The 26,830-nt window shown below is 49.0% G+C and carries 26 protein-coding genes and 1 tRNA gene; 2 read left to right on the top strand and 25 right to left on the bottom strand.

The genetic code is table 11. The features are described 5' to 3' along the window. Positions 1-45: 45 nt before the first annotated feature. The 16 genes from ACFRAM_RS16015 to rpsF all read right to left on the bottom strand — a co-directional run bounded on the left by ACFRAM_RS16015 (position 46) and on the right by rpsF (position 18,398). On the bottom strand, positions 46-1,620 hold the full coding sequence (locus ACFRAM_RS16015) for a peptidoglycan DD-metalloendopeptidase family protein (protein ID WP_379466671.1): 1,575 nt from the start codon (positions 1,618-1,620) through the stop codon (positions 46-48). Positions 1,621-1,929: 309 nt separating this feature from the next. Then, positions 1,930-2,601, bottom strand: coding sequence for a hypothetical protein (locus ACFRAM_RS16020; protein ID WP_379466672.1), 672 nt, complete (start codon positions 2,599-2,601; stop codon positions 1,930-1,932). A 167-nt stretch (positions 2,602-2,768) separates the two neighbouring features. Next, a complete protein-coding gene (locus tag ACFRAM_RS16025) occupies positions 2,769-4,055 on the bottom strand; it encodes an adenylosuccinate synthase (protein ID WP_379466673.1) in 1,287 nt (428 codons plus the stop codon). 214 nt (positions 4,056-4,269) lie between these two features. Further along, positions 4,270-5,631 carry a replicative DNA helicase gene (gene dnaB, locus ACFRAM_RS16030; protein ID WP_175373510.1) on the bottom strand — a complete coding sequence of 454 codons (1,362 nt, stop codon included), beginning with the start codon at positions 5,629-5,631 and terminating at the stop codon, positions 4,270-4,272. Between the two features lies 1 nt (position 5,632). Beyond that, positions 5,633-6,079 (bottom strand): 50S ribosomal protein L9, encoded by a 447-nt coding sequence (rplI, locus tag ACFRAM_RS16035; protein WP_175373511.1) that lies wholly within the window; start codon positions 6,077-6,079, stop codon positions 5,633-5,635. Continuing rightward, positions 6,076-8,082, bottom strand: a complete 2,007-nt coding sequence (locus ACFRAM_RS16040) for a DHH family phosphoesterase (RefSeq protein WP_379466674.1) — start codon at positions 8,080-8,082, stop codon at positions 6,076-6,078. Before ACFRAM_RS16040 ends, rplI begins: the two co-directional genes overlap by 4 nt. An 11-nt stretch (positions 8,083-8,093) precedes the next feature. Beyond that, positions 8,094-9,011 carry a DUF2232 domain-containing protein gene (locus ACFRAM_RS16045; RefSeq protein WP_379466675.1) on the bottom strand — a complete coding sequence of 306 codons (918 nt, stop codon included), beginning with the start codon at positions 9,009-9,011 and terminating at the stop codon, positions 8,094-8,096. A gap of 6 nt (positions 9,012-9,017) precedes the next feature. Next, the gene (locus ACFRAM_RS16050) at positions 9,018-9,320 is read right to left on the bottom strand and encodes a MazG-like family protein (protein WP_175373556.1); all 303 of its coding nucleotides are present in this window, start codon (positions 9,318-9,320) and stop codon (positions 9,018-9,020) included. A gap of 175 nt (positions 9,321-9,495) precedes the next feature. Further along, the gene (locus tag ACFRAM_RS16055) at positions 9,496-9,921 is read right to left on the bottom strand and encodes a CBS domain-containing protein (RefSeq protein WP_066378522.1); all 426 of its coding nucleotides are present in this window, start codon (positions 9,919-9,921) and stop codon (positions 9,496-9,498) included. A gap of 192 nt (positions 9,922-10,113) precedes the next feature. Continuing rightward, positions 10,114-11,139, bottom strand: coding sequence for an LCP family protein (locus tag ACFRAM_RS16060; protein WP_379466709.1), 1,026 nt, complete (start codon positions 11,137-11,139; stop codon positions 10,114-10,116). A gap of 360 nt (positions 11,140-11,499) precedes the next feature. After that, a complete protein-coding gene (locus ACFRAM_RS16065) occupies positions 11,500-12,453 on the bottom strand; it encodes a D-alanyl-D-alanine carboxypeptidase family protein (RefSeq protein WP_379466676.1) in 954 nt (317 codons plus the stop codon). A 219-nt stretch (positions 12,454-12,672) separates the two neighbouring features. Then, positions 12,673-14,394 carry an oligopeptide ABC transporter substrate-binding protein gene (gene opp4A, locus ACFRAM_RS16070; protein ID WP_379466677.1) on the bottom strand — a complete coding sequence of 574 codons (1,722 nt, stop codon included), beginning with the start codon at positions 14,392-14,394 and terminating at the stop codon, positions 12,673-12,675. Positions 14,395-14,705: 311 nt separating this feature from the next. Further along, positions 14,706-16,703, bottom strand: a complete 1,998-nt coding sequence (locus tag ACFRAM_RS16075; RefSeq protein WP_379466678.1) for an endonuclease MutS2 — start codon at positions 16,701-16,703, stop codon at positions 14,706-14,708. A 556-nt stretch (positions 16,704-17,259) separates the two neighbouring features. Then, on the bottom strand, positions 17,260-17,532 hold the full coding sequence (rpsR, locus tag ACFRAM_RS16080) for a 30S ribosomal protein S18 (RefSeq protein ID WP_019914552.1): 273 nt from the start codon (positions 17,530-17,532) through the stop codon (positions 17,260-17,262). Between the two features lie 20 nt (positions 17,533-17,552). After that, complete coding sequence (gene ssb / locus ACFRAM_RS16085) at positions 17,553-18,065, bottom strand: single-stranded DNA-binding protein (protein ID WP_175373518.1); 513 nt, start codon at positions 18,063-18,065, stop codon at positions 17,553-17,555. 48 nt (positions 18,066-18,113) lie between these two features. After that, positions 18,114-18,398: a 30S ribosomal protein S6 gene (rpsF, locus tag ACFRAM_RS16090; RefSeq protein ID WP_025706808.1), complete on the bottom strand. Its 285-nt coding sequence runs from the start codon at positions 18,396-18,398 to the stop codon at positions 18,114-18,116. A gap of 213 nt (positions 18,399-18,611) precedes the next feature. On the opposite strand from rpsF, the gene ACFRAM_RS16095 reads away from it, so the two are divergent. After that, positions 18,612-18,809 (top strand): YjzC family protein, encoded by a 198-nt coding sequence (locus ACFRAM_RS16095; RefSeq protein WP_066377836.1) that lies wholly within the window; start codon positions 18,612-18,614, stop codon positions 18,807-18,809. Between the two features lie 373 nt (positions 18,810-19,182). Here the strand turns inward: ACFRAM_RS16095 and ACFRAM_RS16100 are convergent. The 4 genes from ACFRAM_RS16100 to ACFRAM_RS16115 form a co-directional block, all read right to left on the bottom strand. Further along, positions 19,183-19,273: transfer RNA gene (locus ACFRAM_RS16100), tRNA-Ser, on the bottom strand. A 43-nt stretch (positions 19,274-19,316) separates the two neighbouring features. Further along, the gene (locus tag ACFRAM_RS16105; RefSeq protein WP_066377834.1) at positions 19,317-19,529 is read right to left on the bottom strand and encodes a DUF951 domain-containing protein; all 213 of its coding nucleotides are present in this window, start codon (positions 19,527-19,529) and stop codon (positions 19,317-19,319) included. Continuing rightward, on the bottom strand, positions 19,529-20,554 hold the full coding sequence (locus ACFRAM_RS16110) for a mechanosensitive ion channel family protein (RefSeq protein WP_379466679.1): 1,026 nt from the start codon (positions 20,552-20,554) through the stop codon (positions 19,529-19,531). The genes ACFRAM_RS16105 and ACFRAM_RS16110 overlap by 1 nt, the downstream gene beginning before the upstream one ends. Next, complete coding sequence (locus ACFRAM_RS16115) at positions 20,547-20,816, bottom strand: putative Se/S carrier protein (RefSeq protein ID WP_379466680.1); 270 nt, start codon at positions 20,814-20,816, stop codon at positions 20,547-20,549. Before ACFRAM_RS16115 ends, ACFRAM_RS16110 begins: the two co-directional genes overlap by 8 nt. A 119-nt stretch (positions 20,817-20,935) precedes the next feature. Here ACFRAM_RS16115 and yyaC point away from each other — a divergent pair, with 119 nt between their 5' ends. Next, positions 20,936-21,541 (top strand): spore protease YyaC, encoded by a 606-nt coding sequence (gene yyaC / locus ACFRAM_RS16120; RefSeq protein ID WP_379466681.1) that lies wholly within the window; start codon positions 20,936-20,938, stop codon positions 21,539-21,541. Here yyaC and ACFRAM_RS16125 read toward each other — a convergent pair. The 5 genes from ACFRAM_RS16125 to noc all read right to left on the bottom strand — a co-directional run bounded on the left by ACFRAM_RS16125 (position 21,513) and on the right by noc (position 25,940). After that, positions 21,513-22,013, bottom strand: a complete 501-nt coding sequence (locus tag ACFRAM_RS16125) for a DUF4446 family protein (protein WP_175373523.1) — start codon at positions 22,011-22,013, stop codon at positions 21,513-21,515. The two genes, yyaC and ACFRAM_RS16125, sit on opposite strands and share 29 nt — an antisense overlap. A gap of 16 nt (positions 22,014-22,029) precedes the next feature. After that, complete coding sequence (locus ACFRAM_RS16130; RefSeq protein ID WP_379466682.1) at positions 22,030-23,196, bottom strand: aminotransferase class V-fold PLP-dependent enzyme; 1,167 nt, start codon at positions 23,194-23,196, stop codon at positions 22,030-22,032. 96 nt (positions 23,197-23,292) lie between these two features. After that, a complete protein-coding gene (locus tag ACFRAM_RS16135; protein ID WP_175373525.1) occupies positions 23,293-24,138 on the bottom strand; it encodes a ParB/RepB/Spo0J family partition protein in 846 nt (281 codons plus the stop codon). Beyond that, positions 24,131-24,892, bottom strand: a complete 762-nt coding sequence (locus tag ACFRAM_RS16140; protein ID WP_066377813.1) for a ParA family protein — start codon at positions 24,890-24,892, stop codon at positions 24,131-24,133. The genes ACFRAM_RS16135 and ACFRAM_RS16140 overlap by 8 nt, the downstream gene beginning before the upstream one ends. Positions 24,893-25,124: 232 nt before the next feature. Further along, positions 25,125-25,940 carry a nucleoid occlusion protein gene (gene noc / locus ACFRAM_RS16145; protein WP_175373526.1) on the bottom strand — a complete coding sequence of 272 codons (816 nt, stop codon included), beginning with the start codon at positions 25,938-25,940 and terminating at the stop codon, positions 25,125-25,127. Positions 25,941-26,830: the final 890 nt, after the last annotated feature.

The raw sequence follows: 26,830 nt of genomic DNA on the forward strand, positions 1-26,830 counted from the left end.
AAGCCGTCCGAAGAAAGTTTCGGACGGCCTGTTAGAAGATATGAATTATTTCAAATACTTCATAGGATTCAATGCCGATCCGTTCTTGCGGATCTCAAAATGCAGATGCGTGCCGGTGGAACGTCCTGTACTGCCCATGACGCCGATCTTCGCACCCTTCTCCAGACGCTGTCCTTGGGATACTGAAATACTGCTCAGATGGCCATAGTAGGTCTCATAGCCATTGTTGTGATTAATAATCACTACATTGCCATAGCCACTCTGCACGCCCGCAAAGGAGACTGTACCCGCATCTGAGGCCTTGATGCTCCGGTTGCCTGACACCAGGTCTACGCCCTTATGGGCACGGCCCCAGCGTTCACCAAAGCTGCTGGAGATCGTAGCACCGCTGACTGGCCATGCAAACATGCCGGAGGCTTGCCCGATCACTTTGGTGCCGGAGGCTTGCATGGCCGCCTTAGTGCCAGATGCTTGCATGGCCACTTTGGTCCCCCGGTATACAACTTCCGGGAGTGAGGCCTTCAGCACCGTCTGGCCTAGCCATTCCTCTCGCACCACAGTTCCGTTCTCCTTGGTCAACCGGTACTGCATTTCTTTAAGTCCGGTTTGTCCGGGACGAACCACCTTGCTCTTGCCCGCTTCCAAGAGATCGCTTGTACGCACGACCACTTCCGGTTCCGTTACAATCTGCTCGGATACCTTCTCTACCGTCACAACGGTAAGTTCGGGCTGAGGCACCGTCAGCTGTAGCTCATCCCCAATCTGTAGTGTCAATTCCTTGACCTCCGGATTGTTGCGGAAAATATCAGCCTGCGTGATCCCAAACCGCTTGGCGATAGCCGAGATGGTGTCGCCTTCCTGAACCTCATAGAGCAGCGGGGCATCTTTGCCTTCCGTCAGCACCTTGACTGCTTCTTCCATATTCAGCACCTTGTTCGGGTCCGCCTTAGTCGGTTCGATCGTCACCTGCTCACGAATCTTAGCCGATCCTAATAGCTCCGGAGAGGACTTGGAAGCATTGGCCGCTGCCGTCCCGCTCGCTGATGTCCGCTTCAGCTGGGCGCCCTGTGATCCTCCTGTTTCTGGCACATAATGCTGCTTCACTCCCTGCAACACAGCATTAGCAGTTTCCTGATCCTTGACGATGCCGACAGCCTTGCCGTTCACCATCAGCTGCACACCTACCGCATACGCCTTGAGCATGCCATCCAGCTTCTTCAGAGTGGCTTCGCTTTCAACCGTTGGTTTGTATGCCCGGTCAGGCTTCGTCGTAATCCCTTCCGTCTGTACAACCATCAGTGCTCCCGGGTACTTGGTCTGATATTCCTGTCTCTTCTTCTCAAAGAGGACGGACAGCTCTTCCGCCTCGCGGATTGTGCCAATTTCCTTATCATGCAGCATTACCCGGTAAAAGCTCTCCGTGTTGGCAGCCACATACTTCTTCTCTGCATTGATGCCAAATACGGTGAGAAACGCCAGACCGGCTGAAGCCGCTATCCAGTAGCGCCACCGTCTTCGAGGCTTCCCTTCTTCATGAACATCCTTCACTCCGGATTCCGCAGGCGTCTCCGCGTTGTTCTGCAGCTTCCCCATCCGGCGTATAAAATTGAATCCTTTCATGAAACTCTCCCTTTCAGCTTGCATCTCCATGCCGCAGGTCAGCGGCCAAGCTTAGAATTACGACCCCACGTGTATCCTCTGCTGTATATATTTCTGCTTCTATTGCTGCTTAGATTCGTATGATTATCTCTGGTGATATGGCCTCGAAAAAGGTTACAAAATATTAACCTTATTTAGTCCTTGTCTACTTTAACATAGCCAGCCGAGGATTTTCAACTTTACCGGTATGGAAAAACCCGCGTTTTCAGCGGGTTTTTCCCAGTTATATGGGTATTAAAGGGTAATTCCGTGTCCAAATAATGACAGATTTCAATGCAGTGAAGTCTCCGGCACTGTAGGCGTAAGCATTTTCATCAACTCGTCATATTCCTTAGGGTCCACATATTTCGCGATAACCGCCTGAAGTTCCTTAACCTCCGCCTCCGTCAGCCCGTCCTCCATCGCAGCCGAAATCTTCTGCATCTCCTCCTGAGGCAGCTTGTTCATCAGGATATTGAAAATGTTAACCTTCTCTGCAGACGGCAGGTTGTCCTTCAGGTCACGCATAGCCTCCGGGGTCATCACCAATTGCTGGTCCAGGGCGCTTCCCCCTTGGTTATGAGAATCTGTGGACTCGCCAGCAGCCTGTCCCATGACCGGGAGCGCATCCTCCGGCACCTTCTCCTCGGCCGGCTTATCGCCACCGGACGGGGAAGGGGAACTTGACGCTTTGGGCGTATCCGTGTTGCTGCTGCCCTTATCCTGTACCGACTTCCCCTTGTCCCCATTCACAACCTCTGCTACAGCAGGCTTCTCCTTCGTACCCATCAGGCTCCGCATCATCCCGACTATCCCCGGTGCAGGTTTCTCCAGCTTGATATCGAAGCTCGCCAGCACCGATTGAATATAGGCATTCACCACAACTCCCGTCGTCAGAATCGAAAGGGTGCTCGCCAGCACTACAATCATGCATACGGCAAGCGCACGCTTTACCAGTTTCATGTTTACCACTCCCTTAGTATCTGTTCAACGCTGACCCTTAAGGATCATGCCGCTTCTACATCCATCCTTCCAGTATTGACGGGAACAGACCTCGGGAAACCTTGAAGTATCCATGAAATCGGAAAAAAGGCAACAAAAAAGAGGCCCCTGACGAGGCCCCTGCAAAATTAGATATAGATTGGCAATACTTGATTTGTCTGCTCACGGTTGCGTCCTACGGAGAAGATCGCAATTGGAATGCCTGTCAGTTCCGCCACACGCTCTACATATTTCCGCGTGTTGGCTGGAAGATCTTCCAGGGTCTTAGCAGACGTGATATCCTCACTCCAGCCTGGCAGCTCTTCATAGACAGCTTCACATTCAGCCAGCATTTTGAGGCTAGCCGGGTAATGTGTAATAACCTCGCCACGGTATTTATAGCCGGTGCAGATTTTTACTGTCTTCAGTCCGCTCAGAACGTCAAGCGAATTGAGCGACAAGCCTGTAATCCCGCTCACACGACGAGCATGGCGAACAACTACGCTATCGAACCAGCCCACACGACGGGCGCGTCCAGTAACGGTACCGTACTCATGTCCGGTCTCACGGATATAATCGCCAATCTCATCATTCAGCTCAGTAGGGAATGGACCGTCACCCACACGGGTAGTGTAGGATTTGGCAACCCCTATAACCTGTTTGATTTTAGATGGACCCACACCGGAACCGATGCAGACCCCGCCAGCTGAAGGATTGGAAGAGGTCACGAACGGGTATGTGCCTTGATCGATATCAAGCATTACCCCTTGTGCACCTTCGAACAATACCTTGGATTCAGCATCAATTGCATCATTCAGGACAACCGACGTATCAGCCACATACTTACGAAGCACTTCAGCATACTCGAGATACTGAGTCAGAATCTCTTCAACGTCCAGCGGCTCTGCACCGTACACTTGAGTGATAACCTGATTCTTCTCACCCATCAGATGACGCAGACGCAGTTCGAACTCTTCTGCATCCATCAGGTCAGCAATCCGGATTCCGTTACGGGCTGCCTTGTCCATGTAGCATGGGCCAATCCCTTTACGGGTCGTTCCGATCTTGTTCGGACCTTTGCGGTCTTCTTCTAGTGCGTCAAGCAGAATATGATATGGCATGATAACGTGGGCACGGTCGCTGATGACCAGATTTTCTGTGTCAAAACCGTTCTCGTGAATATAATTAATTTCCTCGATCAACGCAACCGGATTGATAACCATTCCGTTGCCGATGACACAAGATTTCTCTTTATAGAATACGCCTGATGGAATCAAGCTCAGCTTGAATTTCTTACCGTCAATCAGAATCGTGTGACCGGCATTGTTGCCCCCCTGATACCGGGCAACTACATCTGCGCTCTCTGCTAGAAAGTCAGTGATTTTCCCTTTGCCTTCGTCTCCCCATTGTGTTCCCACGACGACTACCGTTGACATGTTCATTCCTCCGTAGGTGCTCGCACAGCACCATTATTTTTCATAATATGGGCCCTGTACACTGATCTTATGTACGCAGCCCTTGCGGGCGCTTCAGCGGTTTTTCCCGTTAAAGCACAATAACCAGTGTACCAGCCGCCATTTTTAAAGTCAAATAAAAACGAACGATTATACATCGAAATGTACAATCGTTCGGATATTGTCAGAATTAGGTTTAGCCTGCAAAAGGTTCTGCATGGGCCCTCTCGTAGTTGACGAACTTGTTGAAATTCTTAAGGAACACCAGCTCCACCGTACCCACCGGTCCGTTACGTTGCTTGGCGATGATAATCTCGATGATATTCTTCTTCTCGGTCTCCTGATTGTAATAATCGTCGCGATACAGGAAGGCAACGATATCGGCATCCTGCTCGATAGAACCCGATTCCCGCAAGTCACTCATCATCGGCCGTTTATCCTGGCGCTGTTCCACGCCACGGCTGAGCTGTGACAGTGCGATAACCGGCACATCCAGCTCACGGGCGATCATCTTCAGGGTCCGGGAGATTTCCGAGACTTCCTGCTGACGGTTCTCACCGGCCTTGCCGCGACCTTGAATCAGCTGTAGATAGTCGATCAGGATCATGCCGAGGCCCTTTTCCTTTTTCAACCGACGGCATTTGGAACGAATATCGGTGACGGTAATCCCCGCCGTATCATCAATATAGATCTCAGCCTCTGATAAGGACTGAATCCCCATCGTCAGCTTGGACCAATCATCATCGCTCTTGAAGTCACCAGTACGCATAAGGTTGGCATCCAGATTGGCCTCGGCACAAATCATCCGCTGCACAAGCTGGGCTGCCCCCATCTCCAGACTAAAGATAGCGACGGTCTCTTTGGCACGAACCGCGACATTCTGAGCAATGTTGAGCGCAAAGGCCGTCTTCCCTACGGAAGGCCGTGCCGCCACGATGATAAGGTCATTCCGCTGGAAGCCGTTCGTCATCTTGTCAAGATCGGCGAACCCGGAAGGAATACCGGAGGTATTGCCCTTGTTCTGATGGAGCACTTCCACCCGCTCGAAGACTTCCATCAGGACATCACGGATAGCGACGAACCCGCTGCCGCTGCGGCGGTTGGAGATTTCCAGAATCCGCCGCTCGGCATCGCTCAGCATATCGCCGACATTTTCGCCGCCCGTGTATCCTTCGCTCACAATTTGCGTTGCTGTACGAATTAACCGCCGCAGCATCGCCTTCTCTTCGATAATCTGCGCGTAATAATCGACGTTGGCCGCAGTCGGCACCGCATGTGCCAGCTTGGCCAAGTAGCTGACACCTCCGATATCCTCAAGCTCGCCCTTATCCTGCAGCTTGGCGGTCAGCGTAACAAGGTCAATCGGCTGGCTCTCTTCTCCGAGCTGCACCATCGCTTCAAAGATCATCTGATGCGGTTTATCGTAGAAGTCTTCGGTGTTCACCCGCTCCATTGCGGTAATTAACGCCTCGTCCTGGAGTAGAACAGCACCGATGACAGCCTGCTCCGCTTCCAGATTCTGCGGGGGAATCCGATCGAAAAAGAGATCTCCGCCCATCTTATTCCTCCGTTACCTGAACCTTAAGCGTAGCTTTTACTTCCGTATGCAGCTTCACACTTACCTGAGTTACACCCAGGTGACGGATCGGTTCGCCTAGCTCAATTTTGCGTTTATCAATAGTAATGCCGTTTGCGGAAGCCAGGGCTTCAGCAATTTGCTTACTGGTGATAGCACCGAACAAACGGCCGCCTTCACCGGCTTTGGCCTTCATTGTCAGCGTCAACTCGTCCAGCTTCTTGCCAAGGTTCTGTGCTTCTTCCTTCTCGTTATCCTTGCGGCGCTGTTCAGCAGCAGCCTGATTTTCCAGCACCTTCACATTGCCCTCTGTAGCCGGGCGAACCAGACCACGTGGCAGCAGGAAGTTAGTAGCATAGCCTTCAGATACCTCTTTGACCTGACCTTTTTTACCTTGTCCCTTAACATCTTTTAAGAAAATGACCTTCATTCGAACAGACCCTCTTTCGCTTCAATTTCTGCCAGCACCTTAAGCAGTCTGGCCTCTGCTTCCTTGCAAGTTGCCTCAAGCTGAACTGCAGCATTGGATAAATGTCCGCCACCGCCCAGCTTCTCCATTACGACCTGCACATTCATGCGCCCAAGTGAACGGGCGCTGATGCCGATCAGGCCGTCAGGCCGCTCACTGATGACAAAGGATGCCACCACATTCGTCATGCCCAGCAGCGTATCTGCCGTCTGTGCAATCAGAAGCTGGGGAATCTTCATCCCCGGCTGAGTCACTACCAGAGCGATATGGTCATAGACCATACGTGCGTGCTTGATAATCTCCGCCTTGGAGATGTATTCTTCGAGATCCTCTTTCAGCATCCGCTGAATGAGGATCGTATCCGCGCCGATCCGGCGCAGGAACCCTGCGGCTTCGAAGGTGCGCGAGCCTGTATGGAGCGCGAAATGCTTCGTGTCCACCGTGATTCCCGCCAGCAGCATTGTCGCTTCCAACGGACTTAGCTGAACCTTGTCATGGATATATTGCAACAGCTCCGTGACCAGTTCGCAGGTGGACGAGGCATACGGCTCCAGGTACACGAGCACAGCTTCATTGATGAATTCCTCGCCCCGCCTATGATGATCGACAACCACAATCCGGCTGGCGTGCTGCACAAGCCGCGGTTCCATCGTCATCGATGCCTTGTGGGTATCCACCACAATCAGCAGCGTATGCTCGGTCATGATCTGCATAGCCTGCTCAGTGGAGATGAAAGACTTGTGCAGCTCCTCATCCTTACGGATCTGTTCCAACATACGCGTGATGGACGGGTTGGGACCTTCCAGCACAATGTTAGCCTCCACGTTGTACATCTGTGCTGCCTTGAGCAGCCCAATCGATGCCCCGACGGCATCGATGTCTGGCGTCCGGTGCCCCATAATCAGCACCCGGTCGCTCTCTTGCATCAGATCGCGCAGTGCGTGGGCGATGACCCGCGCACGCACCCGCGTCCGCTTCTCAGCGGCGTTGCTCTTGCCGCCGTAGAAGGACAGCCGCTGGCCGGACTTGACGGCCGCCTGATCGCCGCCCCGCCCCAGCGCCATGTCCAAACTGGACTGGGCCAGCGCCCCAAGCTCACTGGCGGAGTCGGCCCCGAAGGCCAGCCCGATGCTCAGTGTCATCGGCACCTTCAGATCAGCAGTCATCTCCCGCACTTCGTCGAGAATGACGAATCTGCTCTCCTCCAGTGCCTGCAAGCTGCGGTGGTTGAGCAGCATAAGGTACCGTTCTGACGAAAGCCTCCGCAGATATACCTCATACTCCTTGCTCCACTCGGTAATCTCGCTCGTTACCTTGGCAATCAGCGAGGTCCGCTGCTGGTCATCCATCCCTTGCGCCGACTCATCCAGATTGTCCATCATGACTATACCAAGGGCAAGTTTCTCACCCTCATAACGTTCACGCAGAACAACAAGCTCTGTAATCTCATACAGGTAGAGCAGACGTTCACTGGGGATAATCACCACCTGGTAATACCGCTCATCCACGGTAATTTCCACACGGTGGTCCTTTACCGCCCCGTCTTTGGCGGCTTCACGCTTCCCCTGCGCACTTCCGGCAAGAGAAGGCAGCAGATCAGGCAGTAGTTCCTGAATCGCTTCCCCAACCAATGACTTGCGGGCAAAAATGTCACCCGCATTGCGGTTGTGCCATTCTACCGTACGGTCTTCGCTGTAGAGGATAATCCCGAGCGGCAACATACTGACCGCTTCCCCTTCAATCCGCTTGATGCGAAACGACAGCCCGTTAATATACTCCACCAGATTCCGGCGGAAGGAGATCTCCGCCTTCAGCATTGTGAAACACAAGGTGCCCGCCAGAAACAAGCTGACGATCCCCAGGGCCCAATTATAGATGCTCACGACTATGATAAGAACCAGCAGCAGCATGAACGCCCAGACGGTATGATAGCCGTGCCAGCGTCGTTGCAGAAATTTAGGCATGACCTCTCACCCTATCGTTTCGATTTCGTCACAAGCTCGCGCAGCGGGAACACCAGATCAATGATCCCGATGATCCGCAGCGGCGGAAGCAGGATAACAGGAACCGCCAGCAAAATCGGCATCACTTTATTCCATTTCCGTTCATGCGCCAAAAAGAAGAAGAATCCGATGGCCTGAATCATAAAGCCGATTCTTAAGAGTGGCAGCAGATTGGCGGCGATCATGAGCATATAGTTGCTTTTTGAACCTGAGAAAATCAGTTGAATCACAATTCCAATCAAATAGTACCAGATAAAAGATCTCGGCAGTCTCCATTCCCGTGCAGGCTTGAGCTTCGGAACCGCAAGATCCATGCTGTTCAGGATAGGACGGACGATGGAGTGAGTAATAACAGCAATCATGAAGGAACTGACAATCAGCGTCATCGGAATCATCTGGATCGTCATATGACTGATCATCCGTACATCCTCAGATGTGAAGCTCAGATCGTTCAATAGCGGATTGGTCGTACCTAGTTGCGACATTGGTGAAGTCACCATTTCCAGCACATCGTTCACATAGCCAGTCAGGTCAAAATGGAACAGCGCTGTCCCCAGCAGCAGCATAAGCATGAACTCACCAAGAATGGTAATCGTCCCTGCCAGCAAGGTGGACATTGCCGAAGCACGCCTCTTGTACCATCTGCCCATCACCAGGGCCGGAATTAAGAAATAAAGCGCAATCAATAAGTATACCGGGGTAATTAAAGCAATAATCAGCAGCACCGGCACTACATGCAGAATAAACTGCTTGGTACTAAGGCTCGTGAACAACACAACAGCCGGAACAATCATAAATAATGTGGTGATAATTAGCAGCGGGGTCGATAGAGATAGCAGCAAGAGCAAATAAGCAATACTCCAAGCTACCGATGTCCAACGAAATTTCAAAAGTATTCACCTCTTACGCATATGGTCTTCTAATGCGGATATATCCTGGTACCACTCTTCCAGCTGATGGCCTTCCTGGCGGTGTTTTCTCAGCTTCTCCAGCAGCAGATCATCCATTTCACGATAAGAAATGCCGAGTCTGCGCCCCAGAATATAAGAACTCATAAGCAAGCTTGCCAGACTGTCACCTACACGGGTCGTACTGCCCTCCCATAAGGCTTTAAATAACCGCGAGACTTGATCAATTACTTCGGTTTTCAGCCATTCAATCACCTTGGCGCGTTTGGCTACATCCAGATCCTTCGGCACATTGGGCACGTCTCTCTACCTCCGGCTAAAAGCTTTATTCTCCATTATAGCATAAAAAAATTGCGGTCACACAAGCCCACCAGCGGCAGCGGCGCTTTCAAAAAAGGCCCGCATTCCGCTGGTGCCGGAAATACAGGCCTTGGTTTCGCTCTCTAAGATGACTAGAATAAGCTAGTTATAACGATTCCTGTGACTGCCGCGAGACAAACTTCTCACAGTATTCTATGATCTGACTGCGACGGACAATGCCAATGAACCGGTTCATATCATCGACGACTGGCACAAAATTCTGAACTTTGGCCAAGTTGATCAGATCCTCCATATCCGCTTCAATGGATACAGGCTTGTTGTTCATTCTGAGTGGTACATCCTTAAGCTGATATTTGGAGGCATTCTCGAAAGTAACCTTGCCTTCCGAATCCTTAAGATACCAGAGCAGATCACCCTCTGTGACCGTTCCAGCGTATTCTCCGTTCCTGTTCAGTATCGGGATGGCTGTGTAACGGTGATGCTCCATCCTCTCCAGCGTCTGCCGCAGTGTAGAGTCGAGCGTAACGCATGCCACCTCCTGCTTCGGGAGCAGAAAAAATGCAATGTTCATGTCTTGATCCTCCTCAAAGATTTCCGAAGGAATAACGTGCCTAACCTTCCCCTTATCATAGGGCCACCGTAATTATACGCGGAAACGCATGAATAGTTCCAGCTCATTATACCATGAAGACAGCAAGCAGCAGCCACTAACATTATGAATGGCTGCTGCTTTTTTCAACTTATGGTATGAATTTATTAGGGTTTATTCTGCTGCCGGCGTAGACTTCGGCTCCAGCGCGTTTAGTGCCTTGCCCGGCTGAATCAGTTGATCTGCTGGCGTTCCCGCATTGATCCAGTTATCGATCATCAGCTTAGCTTCACTCAAATCCTTTTGATCTACAATGTCATAGGAAATACCGTCTATTCGCTTGCTTTCACCCATGACGGTGAAGCTGGAGATATCCATCTCCTTGCCGCTCATGAACTTCTTAGCCAAATCAAGAATCAAGGAAGGCTGGATGTCCGTCTTGAAGTTGTCACCCATAATATCGAGCAGCTCCGGAATGTTGCCGATCTGGCTGATCGACAGCATCTTGTTCGCAACCACATCAATGAACACTTGCTGACGTTTGGTCCGGTTAAAATCGCTATCTTCACGATAGCGTGTATAGTTCAACGCTTCTTCACCGTTGTAATTGGATTTGCCGCCCTTGATCGTGAATTTCTCATGATCCTTGCCCTTGTTGACAATATCTTTCTTGATCGGCAGCGGTACCCCGCCGATAGCATCAACAGCATCCTTCAGTCCCTGGAAATTAATAGTAGCATAATATTGAATATCATGTCCGAGCAGGGCCTCTAGCGTGTCCTTGGCCATTTGTTGGCCACCGAAAGCAAAGGCATGATTGATCTTGTCTTTCTTGTTGCCGTTATGTCCGATGATTTCCGTATAGGTGTCACGTGGAATCGACACCAGCAGGATCTTGTAATCCTCCGGGCGCACCACCGCGTAGATCATCGTGTCCGACCGTGCGGTCTCATTACCGCGCTGGTCTGTTCCCAGCAGCATGAGGGAAAACGGATCATTTTTATACACGATGGGCTCCGGCTTGGGCTTGTCGTCATTCACCAAAGGCTGATACGACTTCTCCACCAGCTTGCTCTCCACTTGGTCGGAGAGGAACAGATCGAACGCAAGCACCATCAAAGGTTTACGGAACATGAATCCTCCCGTCACGAGAATCAGAAGCACAATTAACGCGATATATCGCTTTTTCAATTTTTTCATCATTTGACCTTCTTTATTGTGGAATGAAAGAATAACAGATAACAATATATTGACAATGGTCACCTTCGTTCTTAACGCAGGCACCCATGATAGGACTTCTCCGGCTGTAATGATAGTTGTCCCTATTCTGTTGCCTTATTGTTCCCCCTTTCCGGAAATAGGGTCATACCAATTATTAAATAAACATTTGGAAATTTCGTTTGACTTCAGGCTTGGCCGGAAATGTAAAACTGCACTCCTTTGAATCTGCCTGTAGAACAATATTTCTATTGTAATCACTATGAGCTCAAAAAGAAACAACAAAAAACGACAGTATTAATGGTAAAGCACCATACCGATGATGTAAATCGGCATGATGCTTTATCTCCAGCTCAGTAAGGAAAAGGTCGCATTCAGGATATGCTTCACTCTCTCCCCGGTCGGCAAACTTCTGTAAAATCCATGGTTAAATAGCTTCGTAGCGGCTTCAAAACGGCTCTGGCTGCTCTCCGCCCCCAGCACAACGGCAATCAGCCGGTGTCCGTCCCGCTGAGCCGTTCCTGCGATGCAATAGCCCGATCGGATATCATATCCGGTCTTCAAGCCATCTGTTCCGGCATAGGCAAACGCTCCGCCCATGGCGGGTAGCATCAGGTTCGTATTGCTGGCATACAGCCCTTTGGCCTTCAACTGCATCTGTGTCCGGCTGCTGGCATTCAGCACCTCGGGATGGCTGCGGATCAGGGCCGCCGCCAGCCTTGCTGTGTCCTTGGCTGTCATCAGGGTCTCGCCGCTAATATATCCCGGCGGGCGGCTCGGTCCCAGCTCGCTGGATGCCAGCCCGGAGGCATTGGTGAAGACTGTGCCTGACGACAGCCCCAGACTGCGGGCTTTCTCATTCATCAGCATCACGAACGCATTCTCCGAACCAGCCGTATATTCAGCCAAGGCCACTGCGGCATCATTGGCAGAGTACACGGTGATTCCTTCGAACAGCTCTCTAACGGTGTAGGTCTCCCCTCGTTTCAGGGATAAAGTTGCGCCTCCCAGAGAGCCTGCATAGGGGCTAACCGTTATTCTGTCGGCCCAGTGGATGGCTCCCGTGGAAATGCGGTCCAGCACAATCATCTCTGTCATCAGCTTCGTCACGCTCGCTGTCGGCATCGCCTTATCGCCGTTCAATTCCATCCATATACTATCGCTATCCATATCCAGCAGCACAGACGCGCTAGCGTCAATGCGCGGCTTGAACCCCAGGCCTTCCGGCCGGCTCACTACAAGTATGGCAACGATTATTAGGGCTACTGCGACCCATATTATGCTCCGTCTCTTCATCGTCGTCATCCTCCATAATATATATGACGAATGAAACCCCATTTTGATTTCATATTTTTTGAAAAAAATAAATATTTTTTTGGAAAATACCCCTCAGATACCTACTTTTCACCAAAATCACAAGGTTAAGAAACGTATAACCGCCATGAAAATACAAAAACCGCAAGCGGGCTGAAATAACAAACCCGGCTTGCGGTTAGATCGCAAAGGGCAGAGCCCCTATTCTTCCTTGATCCACCATTTCTGTGGTTCAATAATATTGCCCATAGAGTTAACCCGCACGCCTTGAAGGCGCTTGTTAACTGCGGTAATGGTCTCCCGTTCGGCGAAGAAGATCATAGGTACCTCTTCATTAATCAACTTCTGCCATTTATAGTACACTTGTTTGCGGTATTCCTTATCATAAGACTTCATACTAACTCCGTCACGAATCAGTTCTTCATTCCGCTGTGATGACCACCTTGGGTAGTTCCACAGATCATTCTCCCGCCATAAGCCTGATGGATCAGGGTCGCTGGCCAGACCCCAGACTCCGTTGAATAGCTCTATAGAGGGGTCATCATTTTCTACCGCATCGTAGAAGGTATTTAACTCCTTCAGACCTCCGTCACTCAGACGAACATCCAGTCCAACATCCCGCCAGTCCTGGATAATAGCCGCTGTGCGTGGTTCAGCCATCGCACTACCAATCATTGCATCATAATGGATCGTGAATTTCTTGCCTTGCGGATCTTCGCGCAATCCGTCGCCGTCCCTGTCAACATAGCCCGCTTGATCAAGCAGCTCCTTAGCCTTCTCCGGTGAGTAAGGATACGTATTGATCTCGGAATCCGGGATTTTGGCCCAGCTACTGCTTGGAATCGGTGTTTCTATAAGCCGGCCTAGCCCGTAGGAAAAGGTATTGATAATACCTTGGCGGTCCAGTGCGTAGTACATGGCCTGGCGCAGCCTTTTATCCTTGAATTTCGGGTTGTCCATGACAACCTTCTGCGCATCATTATCCCAGTGTCCAAATTTGAAGCCGATATATTCATATGACAGCTCCGGTGTCTGCAGTAAGTCCACAGTATCCAGCTTGCTTAAGCTCTCATAGGCATCGCGGGGCACCGTTTCGATATCAACCTCACCTTGTTCGAACAAACTGGTGATCCGCTTCTCATCAGACACTTTGTACAGTACACCATCCAAATGTGCTTTTCCCTGATAGTAATTGTCAAAACGCTTCAGCTCCACGGACTGGCCCGGCTGAATTTGGGTGATCTCAAACGGACCGATGCCGATGGGGTGCTTCCGCACCTGGTCACTGCTTGGCATATCCTTGACCGCAACGTCTGTGAAGTATTTCTTATTCATCGGATACGGCCACAGATTGTCGATCGAGTTCACTCTTGCAGTCGCCATCGTAATGCGAATGGTATAGGGATCAACCACCTTGATGCCGGAGATTTCCTTAGCCTTGCCGGTATGATAAGCCTCGGCTCCCTGGATCATTTCCACACTATAGTAACGCGAACCCGTGTAATCGGGACTCGCAATGGTTTCCAGCGCAAACTTCCAGTCCTCCACCGTTAACTCGTCCCCGTTGTGCCAACGGATACCCGGCTTAATTTTGAAAGTGAATACTCTGTGATCCTCCGCTTCCATCCAAGTGGCAATATTCGGTTTCGTCGATAAATCATCCTCTATAGTGAACATCGCTTCTGTGCTGAATTGTAGTACGTTATAATCATCTTCACCTTCATAGAATGCGGGCTCAAATAACCCCTGGAATGGCGAAGCGTAGCCATACGTAACAATACCGCCCGCCTGTGGCTGTTCTGCCGCTTCTGAGTGGCTTGCAACAGACAGAGCACTATTGGAGTCCCTTCCGTTGCACGCGGACACCAGGACTGCTATCATAAGCAGCCACAGTGCGATCCCGCTCCTTCTCTTGTTAATCATATGTTCCTTCCCTTCTCTTATTCTGTGATGCCATGGGTGTCTGTGACAGGATGGATGAAAGGCAAAGGGATGTAGATCCCTTTGGATTGTAACGGGGTACTCCTCTAGAGAAGAATAAACCATTGGTCAATTCAATATATGTCTGTTAAAAATGCCTAGTAGTCACCACTATACTTATACTATAGAAGAATATATACAATAATTCGGGCAAAGTGAAGTCTATAATTTAACCAATACACCTCCATTCATGGCAAAAGAGCGCGCAAAAGAGCCTGCCCCTGCGGGCAGACCCTTGTATCTTTGTATGTTTATTACCGTTCTTCTTCCAGTTCAACCGTCAATCCTTCCACATGCTTGCGGTTCATTAGCTTGCGTTTCTTGCGGTTCTCCTTACTCTCAAAAATAATATCCATATCATAATCTTCTGGATACAGCTCCTCCTTCGAAATGTACGGCTTAAGACGTTTATGATTGATGCTTAGCCGCTGCTTCTGAATCATCACGCCGACCATTCCCAGCGAATTCCGCTGCTCGTAGACAATACCTGTCCTTCCCAGTGAACTGACAAATACAGCATCTCCTATTTCAAAATCCCGCCGCGGAACTTGAATCTGCTGACCCTCCTCAATCGGGCTTTGGGCTCCCTCAGAAGTTCTTTGCTGTCCCTTTCCGCTGTTATATGGGTCCCGCTCTTTCTTGTTCTCATTCCCCGTTATCTGTGCCATATTGTTAGCTTGGTCTGCAAACTTGGTACTCCATAGATTGATATCCCGCGGTCCTTGCCCATGCTGTGCTTCTACAATTTGCCGGGAACGACGGATGACCTCGACCGGAATGCCAAGCTTCTCCGCAATTTGCAGGGCATAGCTTTCGCCCGCTTCGCCGATGGTCAGCCGGTATAAAGGCTGCAATGTATCTTTATCAAACTCCATTCGTGCATTCTGAAATCCGGGAGTAGCGGCGGCGAAGCTTTTCAGCTCATTAAAATGGGTGGTGACGATGATATTAGCTCCTTGGCGGCTCAGCTCTTCCAGAATAGCTATAGAAAGGGCAATCCCCTCCCCTGGGTCAGTGCCTGCCGCCAGCTCATCAATCAACAACAGGACACCTTTACTGGCATTGCGCAGCATGCCCTCGATACTCTTCATCTGTGCCGAGAATGTGCTGAGCGATTGCGCCAGACTCTGTCCATCTCCAATTACGCTCATGATCTCGGTGAAAATAGGAAATTCGCTGCCGTCCGCCACCGGAATCAGCAGACCGGATTGAACCATAAGCGCTAGCAAGCCTAGTGTTTTAAGCACCACCGTCTTGCCACCCGTATTAGGTCCGGTCACAATCAAGGACTGATAGCCTTTGCCAATGCTCAGGTTGATGGGAATCATCTCTTTGAGCATCGGATGCCGTCCGCCGTTCATTACCAGAATCCCTTGCTCATTGAGCCTGACGGCAATTCCACCGATACTTCGGGCATATTTGGCTTTGGCAAAGATGAAATCATACGTCCCGGTGACCTCAATATTCAGTCGCAGCGCTTCCTGCTCCCGCTCTACAAGCCCGGTTAGCATACTCAGAATTATTGCCTCCTCCCGTGCTTCTTCAGCTGACAGCAGATCCAGTTCGTTCTGGAGCGCAGCTATCTCATCAGGCTCCACATAGACTGTCTGCCCACTTGTGGATTGATCCAGCACACTCCCTTTGACCTGCTTGTGGTACTCCCGTTTCACGGGGATGACATACCGGCCGTTACGCATACTGAAGAGCTGTTCTTGTAAAATTGACTGGTGACGGGACATGATCCCCTCGATTTTTCTTTGCAGACGAAGCCGGGCTGCTTTAAGCCGCTTTCGTACCCGCTCCAGCCCCTTGCTGGCCCCATCATCGATGACACCAAAACGTATGCACCGGTTAATCTCATCCTGTACATGCCTTAGCTCCATTAATGATGACGCATAAGCGCCAATCCGGGGGGCAATCTGCTCCTTCGAGGCCATATATTTACGTAACTGGCTGCAGCTGTTCAGAAAGGTGGCCACCGCTGTAAAATCCTTCTCACTGTAAAGATATCCCGTTCCTATCAGTGACATGAGCCATTCCATCCCTTCCAGTGAAGGAATGGGTACACTCGCCCCTCTGACCTGAAGGTCCCTGGCCTCCTCTGCCTCCTCCAATGCTCTCCTTATCACGGTAAGAGTCTTCATCGGCTCTAATTTCTGAATTAAATTCTTACCCACATAAGAAACCGCAAAATGTTCAAGCTCCTCTTTAATGGTTTCATATTCCAGCGTGATCATACTTTGTCTGTCCAAGCTTTCTTCCTCCTTTGGCTTGCTTTTCGCTTCCATCTAACTATCCTTCAACGCAAAAAAGGGCAAAGAATGCCACTACGGCAGTCTTTGCCCTCATTTCCGGCTATTGTCCTTTGTTCAGCTCCTATGACACTGCAGATCCCCTGCAGAGCCCATGAAACCAAAAAAACCGTGCTGCAAGAGCACGGTTAAATACAAAGAGAATAACAGCCGTAAACAGGCTATTCGACGCTTCGTGTGTTCTTAACTAACTCATTCACCCTTCGGACTTCAGAAACCGCTGTAACGCGGACTCAAACAGAGCACGTCTTATTGTTAAGACGGGCCTTGCTGTCTTTTCTCCAGGTGATATGAAATTACTAGTTAAGAACGCTCACCAACATCAAAATTTCCCCTTTAGTTATAGGATAATTGTAATTTACTACATAAACCAGCTAACGTCAAACTTCTTGTGTCTTATACAAGTAACACTTCGCCCATGTCGCCTTTTCTGGACACAATAGTCTGAATACAACAAAAAAGGCAGCCGGTTGCCCGGCTGCCTCTGTAAAGCGTACTATTCCGTTGTGTAAGGCAGCAACGCGATTTGACGCGAGCGTTTTACAGCAATGGTAAGAGCACGTTGGTATTTTGCACTTGTGCCTGTTACACGACGCGGCAAAATCTTTCCGCGTTCGCTGATGAATTTCTTGAGAAGCTCAGTATCTTTATAATCAATGTGAGTAATCTTGTTCACAGTGAAGTAACATACTTTTTTACGCTTGTTGCGTCCACCACGACGAGCTGGTCTCTTGTCGTTGTCTCCGCCTTCTCTTTGTTTGAAAGCCATGTCAGTTCAGTCCTTCCTTATTAAAATGGCAAATCATCATCCGATATATCAATCGGTTTACCATCGCCCGAAAAAGGATCTTGAGTATTGTTGTTACGCGAGAAATTGTTGTTATTTCCGCGTCCACTGTTACCGCCATTACCAGATCCACCACCATAGGATGGTTCTTCAGGCATACCTGCACCACTTGAGGTATTTCCACCTTCACGGTTCTGCGATGATTCCAGGAAACGGACATTATCGGCAATAACTTCAGTAACGTATACACGTTTGCCTTCGTTATTCTCGTAATTCCGTACTTGGATACGTCCTTCTACGGCTGCCAGACGTCCTTTGCGCAAATAATTGGCACAGGTCTCTGCAAGCTGTCTCCAGGTTACAACTGGAATGAAGTCCGCCTCACGTTCGCCGTTCTGGCCCGTAAAGTTACGGTCTACGGCAAGCGTAAACTGTGTTACGGCAACACCAGCGGGAGTATAACGAAGTTCTGGGTCACGGGTCAACCGTCCGATCAGAATGATACGGTTCAACAATTCTGTTCCCCTCCTTTAGAGCGATTGATTACAAAGCTTGTCAAAATCTTAGGCAACGTCGTTCGTGATGAGATAACGAATAACTTCGTCGGAAATCTTCATGATACGTTCCAATTCGGTAACAACTGCAGGTTCTGCAGTGAAGTTAACCAAAACATAAACGCCATCACGGAATTTCTTGATCTCATACGCAAGACGGCGTTTACCTTGCACGTCGTGCTTTGTAATTTCCCCGCCGTTGGAGATGATGCCTTGGAATTTTTCGACTGCTGCTTGAACGGCTTCTTGTTCAATGTCAGGACGAATAATATACATCACTTCGTATTTGCGCATAAATTTCACCTCCTTATGGTCTGAGGCCCCTGATCACGTCAGGAGCAAGGATCGAGCACAAACATAAACTCGAACCATATTAATATACCAAAATGGCCAGTCAAGTGCAAGCTATATTCTGGATGACACGAATCCTTTACTGCTGTACATGAACCCCTCCCTCTCCGCACACAATAAAGACGGACTTAAATACTCAAAAGGAGGACGATTACCATGGGTGAGAAGACAGAATACGAAAAGGGCGATAAAGCCCCTAACCCCGGCATGTATACAGAGGTCGGAGAAGCGCGCAGCTTCCACACTGAAATCCAGAACCCCAAGCGTATTCACATGGAGAAGGGTGATACTTTTCCCGAAACCAGCAATAAGAACCGCAAGTGGAAAAAGGTTGAGAAAGCCCGCGTTCATTAATTTTAAAATAGGATGTATAAAAAATCTCGCCTGACACATACTATTCTCAGGCAGTACAAAAGAGAGGTGTGGTTCCGTTGGACTTCGTAGTCGAACCAAATCACTGGAATTCTGAATCAGCATCTATTGTAAGTTGGGAACAGTAACAGCTGCCGCCTTAAAAAAGCGGCAGCCTGCACGAAGCCTATCGTCACTCTAGGGCTTAAACAGAGAAATTCCGAACATCAAAAATGTGCTGCCTCCTAAAGAAGGACCCTTGGGTCCTTCTTTTTGTATGTCCGGAGTAACTTAACGTAACAACGATCCTTTATAAAACACAAAAAAACCTTCGTTCAGAGAACGAAGGTTTCGATAGTTGATATTAAGGTCTAAATGGCGGAGAGGGTGGGATTCGAACCCACGCACGCTGTGACACGCCTAACTGATTTCGAGTCAGCCCCCTTGGGCCTCTTGGGTACCTCTCCGCAGCAAGATTTATTTTATCATGCAGCTTGTCTTTTTGCAAGTCTAATTATTGTTAGTTCCGCCCTCAGCTGATCGCAGTACCTTCTTCATGTTCTTCTCGAACTTGGCGCGGGGAATTAGCACGCTGTGCTGACAGCCTGTGCACTTCACACGAATGTCCATCCCCATACGGATAATCTCCATTTCATTGGTACCGCAGGGATGGGACTTCTTCATCTGTACCACATCACCAAGCTGAAATACCTTACGTTCCATTACTTCCCTTCCTCCTCTTTTTCCAGTGTTGCAGCCGCCTGTTGACGTCCTTGAACGCCACCCGGCTTCTGAGCTTCTCCAGCCGCTTCTGTGGCCGCCCTATCCGCTTCTACACATTCCTCAGCCTCAGCCTTCGCGCGCTCCTCAGCTTCGGCCTCAGCGGCTTCCAGCTCGTATTGCTTCTCCAGTGCGTGCTTGATATCACTTTGAATTTGCCGCTGCGCTTCATCCCGGGCATTAGGCAGACAATGCGCTGCCACACGAATCACGTACTCAGAGGTGCTCATCGATTGGATGCCCAGTACATTCGGATAAGCCAATACATTAGCGTTACGCTCTTCAATCCCCTTGAGCGCTTCAGCAATCAGGCCTAGTGTGGATTCCAGACTACGTTCCATTTTAACCGGTACATCAACTACCGCCAGCGCATTGGCCAACGAGTAGTTGGTAACATTCGTAATAGAGCCATTCGGGATAATATGCATCTCCCCGGTCGAACTAAGCAGCTTGGTGGTCCTGAGTCCAATCAGCTCCACAGTCCCTTTATACGTGCCCGTTTGAATAACATCGCCGACTGCAAACTGGTCTTCCAGAATGATAAAGAAGCCTGTAATAACATCCTTCACCAGACTCTGCGCCCCGAAACCGATCGCAAGCCCAAGAACCCCTGCGCTGGCCAATAGCGGTGCCAGATTAAAGTTGAACTCTGAAAGAAGCAGCAGAATCATTACAAAATTGCAGATTACTGTTACTACATTCTTGAGCAGTTCACCTACGGTAGTGAACCTTCGGGTGTTCGCCAGAAGTCTTCCCCCTGTTTTCCGATCCAGGGAACGGTCTATCACCTTATAGACCACACGAATAATAACCCTTGTCAGGATGAAAATAAGAAGAAGTCTCAGCCCAGAGAATAATATATTGGTCCACATATCTACATCCGTAATCAGGTTCCAGACCTTGTCCTTGAAACGAAGTGCAGCCTGTACTTGATCACCTGCCGTAGCTTCAAGCACCCACTTATTCATGGTGTTCTCCCCCACTTTCAATCAGAACATACCCTTCATTATTCTTACCAAATATCCCGCGAATCTCAATCTTCTGGTCCGCAATAATATGCCTAACCTCTGACAGCCTCTCCCCTTCGAACTGAATGGAAATCGCGCAGCCCGCCGTAATCTCCTTCGGAGTTGGAAAGATATCAATCTCAAGCTCTGCATACTCAAGCAGCATTTCGGCGCGCAGCGCCTGCTGAGTAGAGTCAAAAGCAATCAACAGCTCATCCTCCATCGCTCTCACGCCTCCTTCTGGGTATCTCGTCCTATCTCTTGTTGCCAGAGTATAAAATCGTTCTTCCATCCATATACTAGATATCATCAAATAGAATCAGCAGCAGAAAGGAAGATGAGATGAACTCGCCTAAAGCATCATCCATGCAAGAATTGTCCTGTTTAAAAATATCACATACTGATCCTGATATCTATTCCGCCATCACGCACAGACTGCTCTTTCATTTTGCCCGCACCACTCCTGACACTCAGATTGTGGTCGTCTGCATCGGCACAGACCGCAGCACAGGCGATTCTCTCGGCCCGCTTGTCGGCACGGCACTCACCCGCTTTCACAGCCCGTTATTCGAGCTATACGGAACCCTGGAGGAACCTGTCCATGCCGTGAATCTCGAAGAAACCCTGGCACTAATAAATGATAGATACAGCAATCCGTTCATTATTGGAATCGATGCCTGCCTGGGCCATTCCACCAGTGTTGGATGCATACAAGTCGTGGACGGCCCACTCAAGCCTGGGGCCGGCGTAAATAAACAATTGCCGCCGGTAGGCGATATCCATTTGACAGGAATCGTTAACGTCGGCGGCTTTATGGAATACTTTGTACTTCAGAATACCAGGTTAAGTCTGGTGATGCGATTGTCGGACATTATCGCTTCTAGCCTCTATTCAGCCCTGAAGCAATGGAATCTTCATGCTAAGACCGCTGCAGCGCGAGAGCAATAACTTCTTTTTCTTCCGGGGACAGCGGGTATGACGATTCACCATTCTGTAGTGGCTTGGAATAGATATAGGAGTTCTCACGGTTGTGGAGGCTGGTCAGCACGACCCCGCTGCGGTCCTCATCCAGAACAGCCAAGGAGAAGCTTAGGTCACTGCCCCGCTCACCAAAAGCATTATAACGCTTTAGTGCTACATTAGATTTCATACTGCGGATCTTCACCTGGGCAGCCTCCAGTTGGGCAGCTTGATCACGCATTCCATCTTCCAGCATATCACTTTGATTTTTCAAATCAATCAGTAGGCTTTCCAAATCTTCTACCCCTGTGCCGGTCATCATCGCCTCGTATCTGCGTTTCATTTTGCGCAGCCTGCTGCCCTGCACCATGGCCACAATCAACAGCACCAGAATTAACACTGTGAACCCCAATACAAACCACTGCAATTGTTCATTAATCAATTGATTCATTTCTGACATGAATGGACCATCCTTTTTATTTGGTGCTGCGGGCACTACCGTAGAGTTCTTTCATAGCTGCCAGCATTCTACTAATATCTTGTTCGGTTGAATCAACACCTACACTTGCCCTCACGGCCCCACTGGCCAGCGTATTTACTGCCGTGTGGGCCAAGGGTGTACAATGCATGCCTGCACGTACAGCTATATTGTATTCACGATCCAGCTGATGGGCAATTCCAGCAGAATCCTGCCCCTCAATCACGAAGGAGACGATACCAGTTCGCGGCGCCCCAAACGCAGGGCCTAACAATCGGATACCCGGAATAACGGTCAAACCCTCCATCATCGTTTGAGCCAGACTCCATTCCCTTTCGCGAATGACGTCTACACCGATAGATCTCACCTTCTTCACACCCGCCATCAGTCCTGCTATCCCCACTGCATTCTGTGTCCCTGCTTCATACCTGTCTGGACGAACCAAAGGCTGTTCGATATTCTCAGACTGACTTCCTGTTCCTCCAAGCATTAGCGGCTCAAGATCCAGATGTGGTGCGATATACAACCCACCTGTTCCTTGCGGACCTAGTAGTCCCTTATGTCCAGGAAACGCCAGCAGATCAATATTCATCGCGGCCACATTAATATCCAGCACCCCTGCACTCTGCGCACCATCCACCAGAAATATTGCGCCATGAGATTTCGCCAGATCGCCAATGTCACCTATCGGAAGAATACTGCCTAACAGGTTGGAACTGTGATTACAGATAACCATCTTAGTATTATGCTTAAATGCTGTCTGTAATTCCTGCAGATTAAGCTGCCCTTCCTCATTCACCCGGATGTAATCCACTTCGAGGCCCTGAGTCCTCCGCAAATATTCCAACGGGCGACGAACAGAGTTATGTTCAGTCATCGTCGCTATGACATGATCTCCAGCACGCAGTGCGCCTCTGATTGCCATATTAAGACCCATGGTCGTGTTGTGAGTAAAAGCGATATCCTGCGCATTAGATACTGCGAACAAATCAGCCAACAAACTGCGAGCCCGTATCAAAACACGCCCAGCACCCATGGCGAGGGAATGATTACCTCTTCCTGCATTCGCCCCCGAATGCTGCAGGGCATCCATCATAGCCGAAGCTACCTCTGGTGGTTTAGGCCAAGATGTAGCTGCATGATCCAGGTACACCAACTCTTCCACGCTTCGCCCACCTTCTATTCTATTTTGACTTTAAAAAACATACCCCTCCTTATCCATTCCAGGATATCTCAGGATATGTTTTTCAGTGACTATCGCTTACAAGTTACCTAACAATTCCAGAAGTCTCTCCAAGTCCTGGGCACTGTAGTAATTCAGTTCGATCTTCCCTCTCTCTTTCCCCTGCTTGATCTTGACTGTAGTCTTGAACCGTTCCCGCAGTAACTCCTCAACATTATCAATGTAAGGATCGCGTTTCACGCTTTTCGCCTTAGCTGCGCCTGCCGGTTTGCGGTCAAGATTTTTAACTGTCTCCTCAAGCTCACGTACGCTCCACTCTTGCTCCACACACTGCTTCGCCAACTCTTTGACTAAGTCAGCATCCTTCAATGCGACAATGGCACGGGCATGACCCATAGAAATTGTTCCACGTGAAACATATTCCTTCACTTCCTCAGGTAAAGATAGCAACCGCAGGAAATTGGCAATATGTGATCTGGATTTTCCAACTTTGAGAGAAAGTTCCTCTTGGGTCAACGAGAACTGATCCATCAGACCTTGGTAGGCAACGGCGATTTCCATTGCATTCAAATTCTCACGCTGCAGGTTCTCGATCAATGCGATCTCCATAACCTGTTGATCGCTCAGGTTGCGAACAACCGCAGGGATGGTTGCTTTTCCACAATATTGAGAAGCACGGAATCTGCGTTCCCCCGCGATAATCTCATATCCCTTTAGCACACTGCGAACAATGATCGGTTGGATAACACCATGTTGCCGAATGGATTCTGCCAATTCCTGAATGGCCTCTTCGTTGAAATCTTTACGAGGCTGATAAGGGTTAGCACGAAGCTGTCCTAAAGAGATTTCTACCACCTTATCATCTTCATTAATAGACAGGGACGGGATCAATGCATCCAGTCCTTTACCCAAACGCTTACTCATAAGAAATCACTTCCTTTGCCAACTCTAAGTACACTTCCGCTCCCTTGGAACGGGAATCATACGTAATAATAGACTGTCCATGAGACGGAGCCTCACTAAGCCGCACATTCCGTGGAATAATCGTTCTATATACCTTTTCTTGGAAATACTTCTTAACTTCTTCGATGACCTGAATCCCCAGATTGGTCCGGGCATCCAGCATCGTCAGCAGTACACCTTCGATCTTCAGTTGAGGATTTAAGTTCTTCTGAACAAGTCGTACCGTGTTCAATAGTTGACTCAATCCCTCAAGCGCATAATACTCACACTGGATCGGTATAATCACAGAGTCTGCAGCAGTCAAAGAGTTGATAGTTAGTATCCCTAAAGAAGGTGGACAGTCAATAATGATGTAATCATAATTAGCCTTCACTGTATTTAAGGCTTTCTTGAGCCTTAGCTCCCGTGAGATGGTGGATACCAATTCAATCTCCGCACCCGCGAGCTGGATGGTGGCAGGAATAATATGCAGACCTTCAATCTTGGTCTCCAGTATCGTTTCCCCCGGTTCCGCTTCATTGATTAGAATATCATAAATGCAATTTGCTACATCTGCTTTGTTGATGCCAACGCCGCTGGTAGTGTTGCCTTGAGGGTCGATATCGACAAGAAGCACTCTCTTTCCCAGAGTAGCCATGCCGGCACCCAGATTCACAGAGGTCGTTGTTTTACCGACACCACCCTTTTGATTTGCTATGGCAATAATCTTGGACACTTATTTCACCTCGAATAGTTAGGAAGAGTCTTCTTGTAGGTCGCAAGTAGAAACGGCGTTGCTGACCTGATGGACAGCATCACTTTCTGCGAGAATTATAAGCAAAGCATCTATGGATGCCTTTCCGAAGAAGCAGATGATATAACATTATGAATATTCGCTGTATATCCTTGGCTAGGCCACAGAAAAGGCGACCAAACACCCCAGGGTCGCCTTCAGCTACTGAAACAATTTATCTTTTAGGAATTTGGATTACAATCTCGTAATGGTCACCACGGTCGTTCTCCGACGTTTTGATTTCCATCCCCGAGCCTGTCACCATATCAATAGATTGACGAATTGTATTAAGAGCTAGACGAACATCCTTTGTATAGGAAACCCGTTTTGATTTTTTAATTTGTGTTACTTCTTTATAAAATGCGATACGCGCTTCTGTTTGTTTAACATTCAAGCCCTTGGAGATAATCTCTTCCAGAACTTTCAGCTGCATTTCCACACTATCCAGAGACAACAATGAACGTGCATGCCTCTCTGTTACCTGGCGTTCCATAAGCGCTGTCTTCACTTCTTCAGGAAGCTGAAGCAGCCTTATTTTATTGGCGATGGTTGATTGGCTCTTACCAATCCGTTGGGCCAGACTTTCCTGAGTCAATTGATGAAGATCAATCAATTTCTGATACGCGTAGGCTTCCTCGATAGAGGTTAGATCCTCTCGCTGCAGATTCTCGATCAATGCAATAGAGGCCGCCTGGGAATTATTGAACTCGCGAACAATAGCTGGAATGGTCTCCATACCGAGCTTCTTCACAGCCCGCCAGCGACGTTCACCGGCAATGATCTCATACTGTGATTCGCGCATGCGAACGACTATAGGCTGAATCACGCCATGCGTCTTTATCGTCTGGCACAGCTCGTCTATCTTCTCATCATCAAATATTGTCCGTGGCTGATAAGGACTGCTGATGACCTCATGAACCGGGATTTGTTTGATCTCATCTCCGCTGCTCCGCTCGGAAAATCCAAAAAGCTTGGTGAATTGTTCTTTCATTCCGTTCATAACCACCTAATTTCGTTATAGTACGATCTTCTTGACCTTATTCCCGGTAAAAGCATATCGTACAGCAATGGAAACTGCTCGCCTAGGCCAGCAAGTTCTTCCCTCTCCCCCGCTATAAATACTGAAGAGAGCCTTATTCCCCATAAAATTCTTACTATATTATTCTATCACTTTTTCTTCTATAATCCTATTCTCCATATAGACCTATTTTTCCTGCATTTATCAAATATGCGTCTCTTTACATTTCATAAGTGAGTGTCGTGAGTGTCGTCACTTGCAATGCTTCCAATGCGAGCTTTCCTATGGAAAGCTTCAGGCAGGCGCCATCGCTCCTACAATTCCAAACCTTCTCCTTCGTTCCTTCTCGCTCTTTGTTATTTTTTGTTCACCTTATATAACGACCTGCTTTTATTTTAAATGAACAGCATATTTATAAAGACAAGCTTAAGATCAAAACATTATGATAAGTCGTCACTAAGGTGGAATGTTTGTACTTCCTCTCGCTGTTGTCACTAGACTTCTTCTCTAATAGCCACTTCTAGCAGTTAAAATCTTGCGACAGCTTTTACTTTAGACGTGAGCTTTCAACGAGTACTTTCCTGAAGCGGACTTTCAGACGAGCGCTGCTCCCCTACAGTCCCAGCCCCCACCTTCATACCTTCTCGCTACTGTTATTTTCTTTTGTCCATCTTATATAGACGGCCCCATCTCTATTAATAAAAAATGATCGCTGCCACCTTCTATGTACAGTTCCCCCCCTGAGTAATCAGAACAAGAGCTTGATTGATTTCGAATACACTCGCCAGCACTAAACACGTACACACGAAATCACAACTTATGAACCTCACTTATTAACTATTCACAAGTGAATGCTTAAATCT

The organism is Paenibacillus sp. NPDC056722 (genome assembly GCF_042790635.1).
GTDB lineage: Bacteria > Bacillota > Bacilli > Paenibacillales > Paenibacillaceae > Paenibacillus_AQ > Paenibacillus_AQ agri.